The following is a 15,137-nucleotide window of genomic DNA, read 5'->3' on the forward strand; positions in this document are numbered from 1 at the left end:
ACCATCGCCTACGTCATCGTTAAAGGCATCTCGCGACCAGACAGCTCAAGAGAGGGTCTGGCGCAGGCATTATACCGTCAGCAGCCGCCGCACTGCCTCCTCGTCCAACGTGCCGGACTGGCCGGCAAGGGCCACCTCGCCCCGCACCAGGATGGCGAGTTCATCGCCCAGCTCGCGGGCGAATTCGTAATACTGCTCCACCAGCACCACCGCCATGTTCCGCTGCCGAGCCAGCAGGGCGATGACGCGGGCGATGTCCTTGATGACATTGGGCTGGATGCCCTCGGTGGGCTCATCCAGGATCAGCAGGCGCGGGCGCGCGGTCAGGGCGCGGGCGATGGCCAGCTGCTGCTGCTGCCCGCCGGAAAGGTCCCCGCCCCGCCGGCGCAGGAACTGCTGCAGGATAGGGAAAAGCTCGAAGATGTCGTCGGAAAGCCTGGAACCGCGCGGCGCGGCGGCCAGGGCGGTCTCCAGGTTCTCCTTCACGGTCAGGAAGGGGAAGATCTCCCGGCCCTGCGGCACATAGCCGATACCGGCCCGCGCCCGGTCGGCGGCGGAAAGGCCAGAAATGTCCTTGCCTTCCCAGAGGATGCGCCCGCCCCGGATGCGCTCCAGCCCCACGATGGCCCGCATCAGGGAGGACTTGCCCACCCCGTTGCGCCCCAGCACGCAGGTGATCCGCCCCGGATCGGCGCCGAGGGAGACGCCGCGCAGCGCCCGGCTGGCGCCATAGAAGAGGTCGATGCCTTCCACCCGCAGCATGGCTCAGCGTCCCAGATAGACTTCGATGACCCGCGGGTCGTTCTGCACATGGTCGATGCTGCCCTCGGAGAGCACCGTGCCCTCGCAGAGCACCGTCACCTTCTCCCCGAGCGCGCGGACGAATTCGAGATCGTGTTCCACCACCACCACCGAGCGCTGCCCGGCGATGCGCCGCAGCAGGGCGGCGGTGTGCTCCGTCTCCTGGTCCGTCATGCCGGCCACGGGCTCGTCCACCAGCAGCAGTTGCGGCTCCTGCATCAGCAACATGCCGATCTCCAGCCATTGCCGCTGGCCGTGGGACAGGATGGCGGCACGGTCCCGCGCCCGCTCCGCCAGGCCGATCTCCTCCATCACGCCCTCGATGCGCCGGCGCGACTGGGCGCCCAGCACCCAGCGCAGGCAGGACCAGGGGTCGCGCGGCGCCTTCAGCGCCAGTTCCAGGTTCTCGAAGACCGTCAGCGCATCGAAGACCGTGGGCTTCTGGAACTTGCGGCCGATGCCGAGATTGGCGATGGCGGCTTCATCCATCCGCGTCAGGTCATGCTCGCCGAAGCGCACCACGCCGGTCGTGGGGCGGGTCTTGCCGGTGACGATATCCATCATCGTCGTCTTGCCGGCGCCATTGGGGCCGATGATGGCGCGCAACTCCCCCGGCTCGATGATCAGGGAAAGGTTGTTCAGCGCCCGGAACCCATCGAAGACCACCGAGACGCCATCGAGGTAAAGGGAGGAGCCGCTCATGCCGCCGATCACCGCCCCGGCCCCCTGCTCATCAGCCCCACCAGCCCGCGCGGCAGGAAGAGCGTGACGGCCACGAAGAGCCCGCCCAGCACAAACAGCCAGAGGTCGGGCGCGAAGGAGGTCAGCCATGTCTTCAGCGCATTGACCGAGAAGGCCCCCAACAAAGCCCCCACCAGCGTGCCGCGCCCGCCGACCGCTACCCAGATCACGGCCTCGATGGAATTGCCGGGGCTGAACTCGCCGGGATTGATGATGCCGACCAGCGGCACGTAGAGCGCCCCCGCCAGCCCCGCCAGCATGGCGGAGAGCACGAAGACCGAGAGCTTCACATGCGTGGTGTTGTAGCCCAGGAAGCGGAGGCGGCTTTCGGCATCGCGCACCGCCACCAGCACGCGGCCGAGCTTGGACTGCGTGATGTGGCGGCAGAGCAGCAGCGACAGCCCCAGCACCGCCAGCGCCGCGTAGAACAGCATGGCGCGCGTGCCGCCGGAATTCAGCGGCATGCCCAGCAGTTCCTTGAAGTCGGTGAAGCCGTTGTTGCCGCCGAAGCCCATGTCGTTGCGGAAGAAGGCCAGCATCAGCGCATAGGTCATGGCCTGCGTGATGATGGAGAGATAAACGCCGGTGATGCGGGACCGGAAGGCGAGGTAGCCCACCACCCCCGCCAGCAGCCCCGGCACCAGCAAGGCCATCAGCAGCGCGAAGGGAAAGCTGGAAAAGCCCCACCAGGTCCAGGGCAGTTCCGCATAGCCCAGGAAGACCATGAAATCCGGCAGCACCGGGTTGCCATAGACGCCGCGCGGCCCGATCAGCCGCATCAGGTGCATGCCCATGGCATAGCCGCCGAGCGCGAAGAAGGCACCATGGCCGAGGCTGAGGATGCCGGCATAGCCCCAGGCCAGGTCGATCGCCAGCGCCAGCACGCCGTAGCAGATCCATTTTCCTGTGACGGCGACAATGAAGTCTGAGACATGCAGCACCGAATCCACCGGCAGGCGGTTCAGCAGCGGCAGCAGCGCCAGGATGGCGAGGCCCGCCAGCAACAGCCCGCGCAGGACCAGCGCGCTCTGCAGGCGCGGCGGCGGGGCCAGGGTGGTTGTCGCGCTCATTGTTCCGCAGCCCTTCCCTTGAGGGCGAAGAGGCCCTTCGGCCGCCGCTGGATGAAGAGCATGATGCCCACCAGCACAGCGATCTTCGCCAGCACCGCCCCGGCCCAGGGCTCCAGCATCTTGTTGACGAGGCCCAGGGTGAAGGCGCCGATCATGGTGCCGGCGAGGCTGCCGACGCCGCCGAAGACCACCACCATGAAGCTGTCGATGATGTAGCCGGTGCCGAGGTTGGGGGAGACATTGTCGATCTGGCTCAAGGCCACGCCCGCCATGCCGGCGATGCCCGAGCCGAAGGCGAAGGTCATGGCATCCACCCGCCCGGTGCGGATGCCCATGGTGCTGGCGATGCGCCGGTTCTGCACCACGGCGCGCATCTCCAGCCCGAAGCGGGTGAAGCGGATGGCGGCGACGGTGACCGCCAGCACCAGCAGCGCGAAGAGGATGATCCAGAGCCGGTTCTGCGTCACCTCCACCCCGCCGGGCAGGGTGACGATGCCCTGCATCCAGGCGGGGCTGGTGACCTCCTGGTTCTGCGCGCCGAAGATCAGCCGCACCGCCTGCTGCAAAATCATGCCGACGCCGAAGGTCATCAGCAGAGTCTCCAGCGGGCGGCCATAGAGATGGCGGATCAGCGTGCGCTCCAGCGCCACGCCCACGGCGGCCGCAACCAGGAAGGCGGCGGGCACGGAGAGCGGCAGCGCCCAGGGCGCCAGCGGCGTGCCGCGCAGCAGGCCCTGCACCACCACGGTGGTATAGGCGCCCAGCATCACCATCTCGCCATGCGCCATGTTGATGATGCCCATCACCCCGAAGGTGACGGCCAGGCCCAGCGCCGCCAGCAGCAGCACGGAGCCGAGCGAGAGGCCCTGGAAGGCGGTCTCGGCCGCGCGGCGCAGTTGCAGCCGGCCATCGATGGCGGATACGGCGGCATCGATCTCGGCGGCGAGGTCCGGGTTGGCCGCGCGGGCTTCCAGCAGCAGCGAACGCGCTTCCGGCGAGCCAGTGCCGCCCAGCAGCAGGATGCCCTGGCGCTTCACCGCCGCCTCCGGCGCGGCGAGGCGGGAGGCCGCCAGCGCCTGCTCCATGGCGGTACGGGCGGCGGCATCGCTCTCGCGGCCCAGCGCGTCCTCCAGCATGGCGATGTTGTCGGGGCTGCGGGCGCGGAAGAGGCCGCCGGCGGCAGAGATCCGCTCCGCCACGCTGAAAGATGCCAGTTCCAGCCGGCCGAAAGCGCCACGCAGGGCACCGCGCACGCGGTTGTTGATGCGCACGGTTTCCAGCGAAGCCGTGGCGGCGGGCGCGCCGGTCAGCGCATCCTGGCCGCCGATCACCAGCACGCCTTCCGGTGTCTTCTGCAACCGGCCCTCGGAGAGCGCGCGCAGGATCGGCAAGGCACGCGGGTCGCCCAGGGCGCCGAGACGGTCCACCGCCTCCACCTGGGCCGCGAAGCCGCCGGAAAGCCCGGCGGCGGCAGTCTCGAAACCCTCCTGCGCCCGCAGCGGCCCCGCCAGCAGCAGGAGCAGAGGCAAGAGGCGCAGGAGCCGCGACATCAGCCGGCCTTGGCGCGGCTGGCGTTCTCGGGGATGTAGGGGGACCAGTTCTCGGCCTTGATGGCCTGCGGCGTCTTGTAGACGATGCTGAACTGCCCATCCGCCTGGATCTCGCCGATCATCACCGGCTTGGAGAGATGGTGGTTCTCCCACATCTGCTCCGTGTAGCCGGAGGGCGCATCGACCTTCTGGCCGTACATCGCCGTGCGCACCGCATCCACCGCCGTGGTCTTGGCCTGGGCCACCGCCTGCGCCCACATTTTGAAGCCGGTATAGGTGGCCTCCATCGGGTCGTTGGTGACGCGCTTGTCGTTCTTGATGTAGCTGCCCCACATCTTCTTGAACTCGGTGTTCACCGGGCTCTCGACGCTCATGAAGTAGTTCCAGGCGGCCAGGTGGCCGACCAGCGGCTTGGTGTCGATGCCGGCCAGCTCCTCCTCGCCCACGCTGAAGGCGACGCAGGGAATGTCCTCGGCCTTGATACCCTGGTTGCCGAGCTCACGGTAGAAGGGCACGTTGGCATCGCCGTTGATGGTGGAGACGATGGCCGTCTTCTTGCCCTGGTCGGCGAACTGCTTGACGCGGGAGACGATGCCCTGCCAGTCGGAATGGCCGAAGGGCGTGTATTCCTCCATGATGTCGGCATCCGCGATGCCCTTCTTGTTCAGGAAGGCGCGCAGGATGCGGTTGGTGGTGCGCGGGTAGACATAGTCGGTGCCCAGCAGCACGATGCGCTTGGCGCCGCCGCCATCCTCGCTCATCAGGTATTCCACCGCCGGGATCGCCTGCTGGTTCGGCGCGGCGCCGGTGTAGAAGACGTTCTTGCTCTGCTCCTCGCCCTCGTACTGCACCGGATAGAACAGCAGGCCGTTCAGTTCCTCGAAGACCGGCAGCACGGATTTGCGGGACACCGAGGTCCAGCAGCCGAAGGTGACATCCACCTTGTGAACCTGCAGCAGCTCCCGCGCCTTCTCGGCAAAGAGCGGCCAGTTGGAGGCGGGGTCCACCACCACGGCTTCCAGCTTGCGGCCCAGGATGCCGCCCTTCCTGTTCTGGTCCTCGACCATCATCAGCACGGTGTCGCGCAGCGCCGTCTCGCTGATCGCCATGGTGCCGGAAAGGGAGTGCAGCACGCCCACCTTGATCGGACCGGAGCCCTGGGCGAAGGCGGGGCGGATGGCCGGCACCGCCAGGGCGCCGGCGGCGCCAGCCAGCAAGGCGCGGCGGGAGAAGGGGGTCCGGACGGTCATGGATCGCTCTCCTGGGGCAATGGCGGGGGCCGCCTTGCAATGGATGCGCCCAGTCTCACGGCAATCCTTCCGGGGGCGTTATACGTCAAATGACGTAGGCGGGGCCTGCTTGACCCTGTGGCCGGCCCTGCCCCACTCTTCCCGCCCGAGCACCCCAGGAACACCGCATGGCGACACGCCAGCGCATCATGCGTATCCGGCGCGACTACAACCGCTGGGTCGCGGACGAGACGATGGAGGACTATGCCCTCCGCTTCACGGCGGAAAGCGCGCGGAAATGGTCCGCCTTCCGGGTGGCCAATACCGCGCTGGGCTCCATCTCCTTCCTGGCGCTGGAGGCGATCGGCGGCGCCCTGACCGTGGCGCATGGCTTCACCAACAGCGTCTCCGCCATTCTCTTTGTCAGTGTGCTGATCTTCGTGGCTTCACTGCCCATCTGCCTGAACGCGGCGCGGGCGGGCGTGGATATCGACCTGCTCAGCCGCGGCGCGGGCTTCGGCTATATCGGCTCCACCATCACCTCGCTGATCTATGCCAGCTTCACCTTCATCTTCTTCGGCATCGAGGCGGTGATCCTCGCCGCCATGCTGGACAGCTTCTTCAATGTTCCGCTCTGGCTCGGCTATATCCTCTGCGCCGTGGTGGTGGTGCCGCTGGTCACGCATGGCATTACCTTCATCAGCCGCGTGCAGACCTGGACGCAGCCGGTCTGGCTGGTGCTGAACGTGCTGCCCCTGATCGCGCTGCTGGTGGCGCATCCCGACTGGATCGAGGGCTGGACGCAGTACGGCGGCGCGCGCGGCACCGATGGCTTCGACCTGCTGGCCTTCGGCGCCGCCGCCTCCGTCCTCTTCGCGCTGATCACCCAGACCGGGGAACAGGTGGACTACATCCGCTTCCTGCCGCCGCGCAGGACGCAAAAGCCCTGGGTCTGGTGGGGCGCGCTGCTGGCGGGCGGGCCTGGCTGGATCGTCTTCGATGTGCTCAAGCTGCTCGCGGGCTCCTTCCTCGCCTATGCCGGGCTCCAGGCCGGGCTCTCGGTCGCGCAGGCGGTGCAGCCGGCAGAGATGTATCGCCTGGCCTTCGGCGCGCTGATCGCCTCCCCCACGCTGGTCCTGGTCGTGACATCCGTGTTCGTCGCGCTGTCACAGATCAAGATCAACGTCACCAATGCCTATGCCGGCTCGCTGGCCTGGTCCAACTTCTTCTCGCGCCTGACGCATAGCCACCCCGGCCGCGTGGTCTGGCTGGTGTTCAACATCGCGGTCGCGCTGCTGCTGATGGAGCTTGGCGTCTACAACACCATCGAGCAGGTGCTCTTCATCTATTCCAATGTCGCGGCGGCCTGGATGGGCGCGCTGGTGGCGGACCTCGCCGTCAACAAGCCGCTCGGCCTCAGCCCACCGGGCATCGAGTTCAAGCGGGCGCATCTCTACGACGTGAACCCGGTGGGCGTCGGCAGCATGCTGCTCTCGGTGGCGGCCTCCTTCCTGGCCTATTACGGCTTCCTCGGCGCGCTGGCGCAGGCCATGTCCACCTTCATCGCCTTCGGGGTGGCCTTCGCCGCCGCGCCCGCCCTGGCCTGGGCCACCGGCGGGCGCTTCTATCTGGCGCGCAAGCCGCGCGCCGCCTGGGCGCGGAAATCAGCCCTCTCCTGTGTCATCTGCGAACATGATTTCGAGCCGCGCGACATGGCTTATTGCCCTGTCTATACCGGCCCCATCTGCTCGCTCTGCTGCTCGCTCGACGCCCGCTGCGGCGATGGCTGCAAGCCGCATGCGCGCCTTTCCGCCCAGGTCATGACGCCGTTGCGGGCCGCCCTGCCGGCGCCGCTGCTGCGCGCGCTCTCCACGCCGGTCGGCTCCTTCGCGGTGGTTTTCCTGCTCTTCGCCACCACCATCAGCATCGTCTTCCTCGGCATCCGCGCCCAGGCACCGCCCAGCGCCGATCTCGACGCCGCCTTCTGGAAGGCCTTCTTCGTGCTAATGGTCATCGGCGGCATCACCGCCTGGACGCTGGTGCTGGCGCATAACAGCCGCGCCGTGGCGCAGGAGGAGACCCGCCGCCAGACCAGCCTGCTGATGAGCGAGATCCGCGCCCATCAGCGCACCGATGCCGCGCTGCAAAAGGCCAAGGAGAACGCCGAGGCCGCCAACATGGCCAAGAGCCGCTACGTGATCGGCATGTCGCATGAGCTGCGCTCGCCGCTCAACGCCATCCTCGGCTATGCGCAGTTGCTGGAGCGCGACCCCACCATCCCGGAACGCCGCCGCGACGGCCTGCGCACCATCCGCCGCTCCGGCGAGCATCTGGCGGCGCTGATCGAGGGCCTGCTGGATATCTCCAAGATCGAGGCCGGGCGCATCGAACTCTACCGTGACGAGATCCGCTTCCCGGACTTCCTGGACCAGATCGTGCAGATGCTGCGCCTGCAGGCGGAGGCAAAGGGTATCGCCTTCTCCTTCGATGCCCCGCCCCGGCTGCCGGAGATCGTGCATACCGACGAGCGGCGGCTGCGGCAGATCCTGATCAACCTGCTCTCCAACGCCATCAAATTCACCCGCGCCGGCAGCGTCACCCTGCGCCTGCGCTTCCGCTCCGAGGTCGCGGAATTCGAGGTCATCGACACCGGCATCGGCATCGCCGGGGAAGACCTCGCCCGCGTCTTCGAGCCCTTCCAGCGCGGCGCTAATGTCCACGCGCCCTCCACCCCCGGCGTCGGCCTCGGCCTGACCATCACGAAGACGCTGACGGAGGTGATGGGCGGCGAGATCTCGGTCACCAGCAAGCTGGGCGAAGGCAGCCGCTTCCGCGTCCGGCTGCTGCTGTCGGGCAAGGGGCATGCGCCGGCGGTGGTGGAATGCCGCATCACCGGCCGCGCCGGCGCCAGCCAGCCGCTGCGCGTGCTGGTGGCCGATGACGACCCCGCCCACCGCGCCCTGGTGGCCGACCTGCTGGAACCGCTGGGCTTCTCCGTGCGCCTCGCTGGCGATGGCGCCGCCTGCCTGGCCCTGGCGGCGGAGGAAGCGCCGGATCTCTTCCTGCTCGACATCGCCATGCCCGGCATGACCGGCTGGGACCTGGCCCGGCGGCTGCGCGAGGCCGGGCAGACGGCCCCCATCGTCATGGTTTCCGCCAATGCCCTGGAACTCGGCCCGCCGGGCGAAGGGCAGCACCATAACGACGTGCTGCCCAAGCCTCTCTCCGTCACCGCCCTGCTGGAGAAGATCGGCCATTTGCTCGGCATTTCCTGGACCTTCGCCGACCCGCCGGCCACAACGGCGCCCGCCGTGAAGCTGACGCCGGCCCAGGCCGCCAATCTGCGCCAGCTCGCCGCCATCGGCTATGTCGGCGGCATCCGCGAACGGCTGGACGCGCTGGAGGCCGAGGCGCCGGAAGCCGCCCCCGCCATCGCCGCCCTGCGCGGCTATATCTCCGACTACCGGCTCGATGCCTTCATAGCCGCGCTGCCGGAGGAAGACGCCTGATGGAACGCCGCGACATCGTGCTGGTTGTGGATGACGCGCCCGGCACCCTGGGCCTGCTGAACGATACGCTGGAATCCGCCGGCTACATGGTGCTGGTGGCGCAATCCGCCGCCGCCGCCATGACCGTCATCGAGCGCATCACGCCCGACATCGTGCTGATGGACGCCGTCATGCCCGGCATGGACGGCTTCGAGGCCTGCCGCCGCATGAAGCGCAACGCATCGCTGATCTCGGTCCCCGTCATCTTCATGACCGGCCTGACGGAAAGCGAGGATGTGGTGCGCGGCTTCGATGCCGGCGGCGTCGACTACGTCATCAAGCCCGTGGCGCCCGATGAGGTACTGGCCCGCATCAGCGCCCATCTGGCCAATGCCCGCCTGACCCGCAGCGCCCATGCCGCGCTGGATGTGGCGGGCCGCTTCCTGCTGGCGGTGGACCGCGACGGTACCGTGCTCTGGGCCACGCCGCAGGCCTCCAGCCTGCTGCGCCTGGCCAACCCGATTGATGCCAGCCTGCCCGGCTGGCAGCCCCTGGCCGATGCCCAGCTGCCCCGCCTGCCGCCCGTGCCGCTGCCCGATGGCCGCCGGCTGGAATTCCACCATGTCGGCCAGATCGAGCCCGAGGAACTGCTGCTGCGCGTCACTGCCACCGACCCGAAGCGGGAGGAAGCCGTGCTGCGCGACCGCCTCGGCCTGACGGCACGGGAGGCCGAGGTTCTGCTCTGGCTCGGCCGCGGCAAGAGCAACCGCGACATCGCCGAGATCCTGACCATGAGCCCGCGCACGGTGAACAAGCATCTGGAAGGCATCTTCGCAAAACTCGGCGTGGAGAACCGCGCTTCCGCCGCCGCGCTGGCGGTGCGCGTGCTGGGTGGCGGGTAAGGTCAGGGGTGGACTTCTCTGGAACTCTTCCTCCGCAAGCCCTTCAGCTTCACTCCGCCAACTCCGGGGAGGGCTGCGGCAGCCATACTGACTTCACGATGATGCCAAGTATCCGATCATCTGTACCGCTGCCAACCTGACGTGGGGAGATGGCGCCAAGCCTGTCGAAGATGAGATCAATTTCCCCTTCTGCATTCACATCCGCATCCGTGATGGGGATGGTGATAATACCGTACATGTCCGTCCGGAATCGGAACATATATTCTGTGCCATTCTCTGTTCGCGCAATCACCAGCGCCGGGCCAGTCACCTCTGTGCCAAAAGGCCGGACCAGCAACTCGACCGCGTTCGGCTTCGCACCCGAAACAACCAGCCGCATCCGGGCATTGCTAGAATGGCTCCAGGTTCCCTCGTCCTCGGGCGCGTACCAGCCTTCAAGCAAGAGGTCGAAGGATCTGCCAAGGTTGGTCACGTCAATGGCAGTCATGTTGTTCCGGGCCGCAAGGTCTGCCTCTAGCATCTGCAGGCCCTCCTGCGGCACGTCGATCACCGCCGCGTAACCTTCCGGCTCGCGCTGCCGCTGCAACACTCCGCGGAAGCTGGCGCCGGCGGAGATAAGGCGCTGAGCTGCCTCCTCCAGTTTCAGTCCAGCCTCCGCAAGTAGGCAGCCGGTCAGCTGAACACCCAGCTTGCGGCCGTCATTGCCAACGCCAAGCTCGCGTGGGGAGCGGGCATCTCGCCGGCGCAGAGCAATCTCAACCCGACTCATGGCGCCAGCTGCTACCGCGAAGCGCTGAAGCTCCACCAGGGTTGGATCGTTATTCCAGAAAACCCAGGTATCGGCGCGCTGGCCATTGACGACGACGTCCACAAAGGCAGGGCGCATGGTGCTGGCGCCAGCCACGCGGACCACGGCCCAGAAGCTCTGCTCCGGCCCGGTCGAGGTGCGCACGAAGGCAAGCTCGCCCTGGTCGCTGCGCGACCAGCGGCCGACGCGCTCGGGCGGGAACCAGCCACCCTGGATGTAGGCTTCGCTTTCCCGCGCCTGCTCCGCGTTGGAGAAGGTGACCACCGTGCCAGGCGCCATCAGCGCCGCGGGCACCAGCGAGAGGCTGGCGATGCGGACGCCGAGCAGGCGCTCATCGGTGCCCGTGCCGAGCTTGCGCGGCGAAGCGGCGGCGGGGATCGACAGCTCGATCCGCAGCACGCCCTCCTCGCCGACAAGCCGGGCCGGCACAGGGCACTCGACCAGCCGGAAGTCATCCGCCCCCAGCAGGGGCGTGCCCACCAACTCGCCATTCACCCGCAGCTCGGCCGGCATCTCGGAGCCAGGCGCGCCAAAGGCGCGGCCCTCAAGGTTCAGCATGAAGTTGGCGCGGCGGTGGCTCTTCAGCCGCAATGCCAGGATGCCGACCGCGCCCGCCGACCACACGCCGCCTGTCTCCACCGCATGCCAGGGGCCGGGAATGCTGGCGAGCTGGAAGGGCGAGTCGGACGGCGCCGAGCTGAAGCGCAGCTTCTGCCCCACCTCATAGGGGATGGGCGCCGCCTCGCGCGCCACGCGCGGCGCATCCACCCGCATGCTGAACAGGCCGAAGCCGAAGGCTGTTTCCGTCTCGCTGATGCCGAAGTCCTTCGGCGCGCGGATGTCGCTTGGCACCAGATCGATGGTGATCGGCTCCGCCGCCTCGCGCGCCTGCCGGGTGACGGGGATGCGCACGCGGTGGATAAGGTCGTCGGAAAAGCTCCAGCTGCAGCTCGGAACGTCGTTGACCAGGATGATCAGGGTCAGCGGGTCCGCCTCCGAGGCAACGGGGCGGAGGAACAGCTCCACCTCCAGATCCTCGCCCGGCGCTTCCTGGATCACCAGGGACATGCGCGGGCGCATATCCGTATTGAAGGAGCCCCAGGCCGAATTGGCCGTCCATTCGCCTTCAAGGCAGGTGCGGCTGGCGGCCTCCTTGAAGAAGTCGTAGCTGCGGCCGAGCAGGATGGACTGCTTGTCGCCCAGCTTGGAGTTGAGATAGGTGGCGGCGTCGGCGACCGCGGCGGCCGGCGCCAGGGCGAAGCGCCCGACGCCGAGGCCGACCGAGCGGTGGTCGGTCGACTTGCTCACCCGCGCGATCGGGGTCAGCCCGGCATTCTCAATCTGCACCTCAAGCCGGCGAGCATTGGCGAGAACCGCAGCCGGGATCAGCGCATGGCGCACCACCATGTCGCCGCCCGGGACGGACCAGCGCGTCACCGGCATGCCGTTTACCAGGATGCGCGCCTCATGCAGGCTGCCTGAATAGGAGAAGCCCTTCACCTCGGCGACCAGCACCGCATCGTCCTTGAAAGGCTCGGCCAGATCGAAGTTCAGCGTCGCGGTGAGGCCGGAGGACCAGCAGCCCCATTTCTCGGTCAGGTGCCAGCCGCTGCGCTTGTGCCGCGCTCCTTCGATCCGGTTGGCGAGGGTGACGGGCGTGCCCGCGGTGTAGGGACGCTCGACCGCCGGCAGACCTACATGGGCGCTCAGGCTGTCGATCAGCGTGTCGGCGGATTCGCCCCAGGTGAAGCTGCGGTAGTTCTCGGCAATGTAGGCCTCGCGCGCGGCACGCGCCTGGCGGGAGGTGGCATAGAACTGGATCTTGGCCAGCCACTTCGCCTGGTCCAGCGGGTCCAGCAGTTCCACGAAGCCGGGCGCCACCTCCGGCACGGAAGAGGCGTTGGAGGCAAGGCAGATCTTGCCGTAGCGCAGGCTTTCCGACACCGGCAGGCCCCAGCCCTCGTAGAGGGATGGATAAACCGTGAAGAGGCAGTTCCGGTACAGCCATTCCAGAGCGTGGTCGTCGATATGGTCGAGGATGCGGATCTGGTCGCGCACGCGCGCATCGCCCTGCATGGCATGCGCCACGTCCTGGCCGTTCCAGGCCACGCCGCCCACCAGGACGAGCTTGGGGCAGCGCCCGCCCATGCGCTCGCGCAGCCGCACCCAGACATCGTAGAGCAGCTTGTGGTTCTTGCGGGCGTGGATGGCACCCACGCACAGGATGAAGGGCTGGTCCTCCAGCGCCTGCACGGATTCCGGCAGCGAGGTGCGGGCGGGGATCTGCGAGATCTCGTCGCCCTCGCGGAAAGTGCAGATGGGCGGGATGAACAGGTCGAGCTGGTTGTTGGCAAAGAAGCCGATATCCGCCCGCGTGCACTCGGAGATCGAGACGATGAGATCGGAGTTGCCCAGCAAAATGCTGAGATTGTGGTTGAAGACCGGCGCGTAGCCCTCGCCGAACCAGAACGGGAAGCGCACCGGGATCACGTCGTGGATGATCGGGGTGAGCTTCAGCTTGTGGCGGTACTTGAAGGCGGTGAGACCCTCGACATAGAGCGAGTTCTGCATCCAACCACTGCCGCCGACGATGTAAAAGGCGCCTTCGGGCAGCTTGATTGGCCGCACCGCCGTGGCGTCGTAGTGCGCCACGATGTTGCTGGTCTTGCCGGAGCGGATCGCCTCGAATGGAATTTCAACAAAGGCCTGCGCCTTGTTGTTCCAGGCAACGAAGCGGATGCTGGAGACGCGGCTGCTCTGCTGCAGCGCAATGGCGAGTGCCGCCTCGACGCGGGCGATGCCGGTCCAGCGCCCCTTGTGATTGGCGCTGGTGGTCACGTCGTAGACGATGTCGATCCGCGCCGCGCTGGCGGGGGTGGCGGGCAGCGCCTCGGGCAGGATCTCGACCGGCGGGGCTGCATCCGGGGCGGCATCCTTCCGCGCCTCGTGCACCAGGCGGTAGACCTCGCGTGTCGCGTCGCGATGGCGGTCCCAGTTGAAGTTCTCGGCGATGAAGCGTTTCTGGTCCGCCACCTGCTCCGGCGAGCGGCGCGTCTCGAAGGCTTCGAGGAGCGCGCGCCGCATGTCGGAGGCGGAGGCCGGGTCGCAGTACTGCGCCCAATCGCCGAAATACTCGCTCTCGCCGGACTCGTCGCTCAGCACCAGCGAGGCGCCAGCGGCGGCGGCCTCCAGCGCCGCGAGCGGCGCGCCTTCCGCCCAGCTCGGCAGCACCGCAACGCGCGAGGCCGCGAAGGCCGAGGCCAGCAAAGGCGAGTTCGGCGGCAGGCGCTCGATCAGATGCACGTTGGGCGTGCGGTAGCGCTCCATCAGCGCATAGTATTGCGCATTGGCCGCATGGCCGACGAGGACCAGGGGAATGTTGGTGCCCTGCAGCGCCCGCATCAGCATGAGCTGGTTCTTGCGGCTTTCCTGCCGGGCGACGCAAAGGATGAAATCCTTCAGCCCATATTCTTGCTCGAACAGGGCTGGGTCGCCATCGGAGAAGAGCTGCCAGTCGACGGGGTTGCGCACCACCGTGCCGCGCGAGATGTCGGCGCCGATCATCTCAAGGCGCCGCTTCTCGCGCTCGGACAGGAAGATGGCGTGGTCGGCGCGAGCCATCATCTCGCGCACCGAGGCGTAATAGCCGGGCACGGGCTCCGGCGGCGCTTCGGTCGAGGCGCGCTGACGCTCGCAATCAAGGCGGAATTGCTGAAGCCGCCCTTCTAATTCGGCCTCGCTTTCCGAGCTCTCGAAAATGCGTGGCAGCTCATCTTGCCACAGCGAGCGCATGGAAAGGTCGAGGAAGATCGGCGAGAAAATGACGCCGGCGCCCGCCGTCTTGGCGCGGCGGATCGCGTCCAGAGCGGCCTTCGGCGCCCAGGCGTTGAAGACGTGGGCGATGTCGTACTGCGACATGTCGGAGCCAGGATGACGGGCCACGCCGGCCTCGGCCCCCAGCTCACGCAGCTCCCGCCCTAACCGGGGCACGCGCACCGTCGGGCCGCCGGGCGACTTGCCCTCGGAGCCGTGCAGGAACAGGCCGATCCTGCGCGGGTTGCGGCCGCGGCTCTGCGGCGGGGGCGGCGCCAGAGTCAGCCCGTTCTTGCGGGCCAGTTCCTGGAAGACGCGGTCATGGCCCTCGGCCCAGGCATCCCAGGTGCGGTCCAGCGTGGACTGGCGGAGCTTGCGCTTCTTCTCGACAAGCTCCAGCAGGACGCGGCGCAGATCCTCGGCGTCGCCCACCTTGTATTCGATGTGCGGGAACTCGGGCACCCAACCTACGGGTGGCGAGATCACCTCGGTACCGCAGGCCAGCGCCTCCACCACGCTCATCGGGCCGCCTTCGTAAAGGGCGGGGACAAGCACATAGTCGAGTTGGCGGTAGAAATCGGGCAGTACGGCGTCGGGCAGCTTCAGCGCGGGGTCGGGCCAGCCCTCGCCGGTGAAGGACCATTCGATTTCGGGAATGTCCATCACTTGGGCGACGATATGCTCGCCCTTGCGCCCTGTATGATAGGTGCGGCCCACCACGCCGATGCGGATCTT

At 67.7% G+C, this 15,137-nt stretch carries 8 protein-coding genes; 2 read left to right on the forward strand and 6 right to left on the reverse strand.

Going from position 1 to position 15,137, the window contains the following annotated elements:
* Positions 1-69: 69 nt before the first annotated feature.
* Genes urtE through urtA form a run of 5 tightly spaced genes read right to left on the reverse strand, consistent with a single transcriptional unit; the run spans position 70 to position 5,412 of the window.
* Positions 70-762 carry an urea ABC transporter ATP-binding subunit UrtE gene (gene urtE / locus CR162_RS20685; protein ID WP_099097396.1) on the reverse strand — a complete coding sequence of 231 codons (693 nt, stop codon included), beginning with the start codon at positions 760-762 and terminating at the stop codon, positions 70-72.
* A gap of 3 nt (positions 763-765) precedes the next feature.
* The gene (gene urtD / locus CR162_RS20690) at positions 766-1,503 is read right to left on the reverse strand and encodes an urea ABC transporter ATP-binding protein UrtD (RefSeq protein WP_099097403.1); all 738 of its coding nucleotides are present in this window, start codon (positions 1,501-1,503) and stop codon (positions 766-768) included.
* Positions 1,504-1,511: 8 nt separating this feature from the next.
* Entirely contained in the window at positions 1,512-2,612 is a 1,101-nt protein-coding gene (urtC, locus tag CR162_RS20695; RefSeq protein WP_099097397.1) for an urea ABC transporter permease subunit UrtC, read from the reverse strand.
* Positions 2,609-4,162, reverse strand: a complete 1,554-nt coding sequence (gene urtB / locus CR162_RS20700; protein WP_099097398.1) for an urea ABC transporter permease subunit UrtB — start codon at positions 4,160-4,162, stop codon at positions 2,609-2,611. Before urtB ends, urtC begins: the two co-directional genes overlap by 4 nt.
* Positions 4,162-5,412, reverse strand: a complete 1,251-nt coding sequence (gene urtA / locus CR162_RS20705) for an urea ABC transporter substrate-binding protein (RefSeq protein WP_099097399.1) — start codon at positions 5,410-5,412, stop codon at positions 4,162-4,164. Before urtA ends, urtB begins: the two co-directional genes overlap by 1 nt.
* Positions 5,413-5,579: 167 nt before the next feature.
* Between urtA and CR162_RS20710 the strand changes: the two genes are divergently transcribed.
* Together CR162_RS20710 and CR162_RS20715 are read left to right on the forward strand one after the other, a co-directional pair.
* Positions 5,580-8,900 carry a hybrid sensor histidine kinase/response regulator gene (locus tag CR162_RS20710; protein WP_099097400.1) on the forward strand — a complete coding sequence of 1,107 codons (3,321 nt, stop codon included), beginning with the start codon at positions 5,580-5,582 and terminating at the stop codon, positions 8,898-8,900.
* Complete coding sequence (locus CR162_RS20715) at positions 8,900-9,781, forward strand: response regulator transcription factor (protein ID WP_099097401.1); 882 nt, start codon at positions 8,900-8,902, stop codon at positions 9,779-9,781. The genes CR162_RS20710 and CR162_RS20715 overlap by 1 nt, the downstream gene beginning before the upstream one ends.
* A 49-nt stretch (positions 9,782-9,830) precedes the next feature.
* On the opposite strand, the gene CR162_RS20720 is transcribed toward CR162_RS20715, so the two are convergent.
* Positions 9,831-15,065, reverse strand: a complete 5,235-nt coding sequence (locus tag CR162_RS20720; RefSeq protein ID WP_218014949.1) for a glycosyltransferase — start codon at positions 15,063-15,065, stop codon at positions 9,831-9,833.
* Positions 15,066-15,137 lie beyond the last annotated feature (72 nt).

The organism is Teichococcus rhizosphaerae (genome assembly GCF_002631185.1).
Taxonomy (GTDB): domain Bacteria; phylum Pseudomonadota; class Alphaproteobacteria; order Acetobacterales; family Acetobacteraceae; genus Pseudoroseomonas; species Pseudoroseomonas rhizosphaerae.

Coding starts and splice junctions, on each gene's coding strand:
- urtE (WP_099097396.1), bottom strand. CDS start 762: ATGCTGCGGGTGGAAGGCATCGACCTCTTCTATGGCGCCAGCCGGGCG.
- urtD (WP_099097403.1), bottom strand. CDS start 1,503: ATGAGCGGCTCCTCCCTTTACCTCGATGGCGTCTCGGTGGTCTTCGAT.
- urtC (WP_099097397.1), bottom strand. CDS start 2,612: ATGAGCGCGACAACCACCCTGGCCCCGCCGCCGCGCCTGCAGAGCGCG.
- urtB (WP_099097398.1), bottom strand. CDS start 4,162: ATGTCGCGGCTCCTGCGCCTCTTGCCTCTGCTCCTGCTGCTGGCGGGG.
- urtA (WP_099097399.1), bottom strand. CDS start 5,412: ATGACCGTCCGGACCCCCTTCTCCCGCCGCGCCTTGCTGGCTGGCGCC.
- CR162_RS20710 (WP_099097400.1), top strand. CDS start 5,580: ATGGCGACACGCCAGCGCATCATGCGTATCCGGCGCGACTACAACCGC.
- CR162_RS20715 (WP_099097401.1), top strand. CDS start 8,900: ATGGAACGCCGCGACATCGTGCTGGTTGTGGATGACGCGCCCGGCACC.
- CR162_RS20720 (WP_218014949.1), bottom strand. CDS start 15,065: ATGGACATTCCCGAAATCGAATGGTCCTTCACCGGCGAGGGCTGGCCC.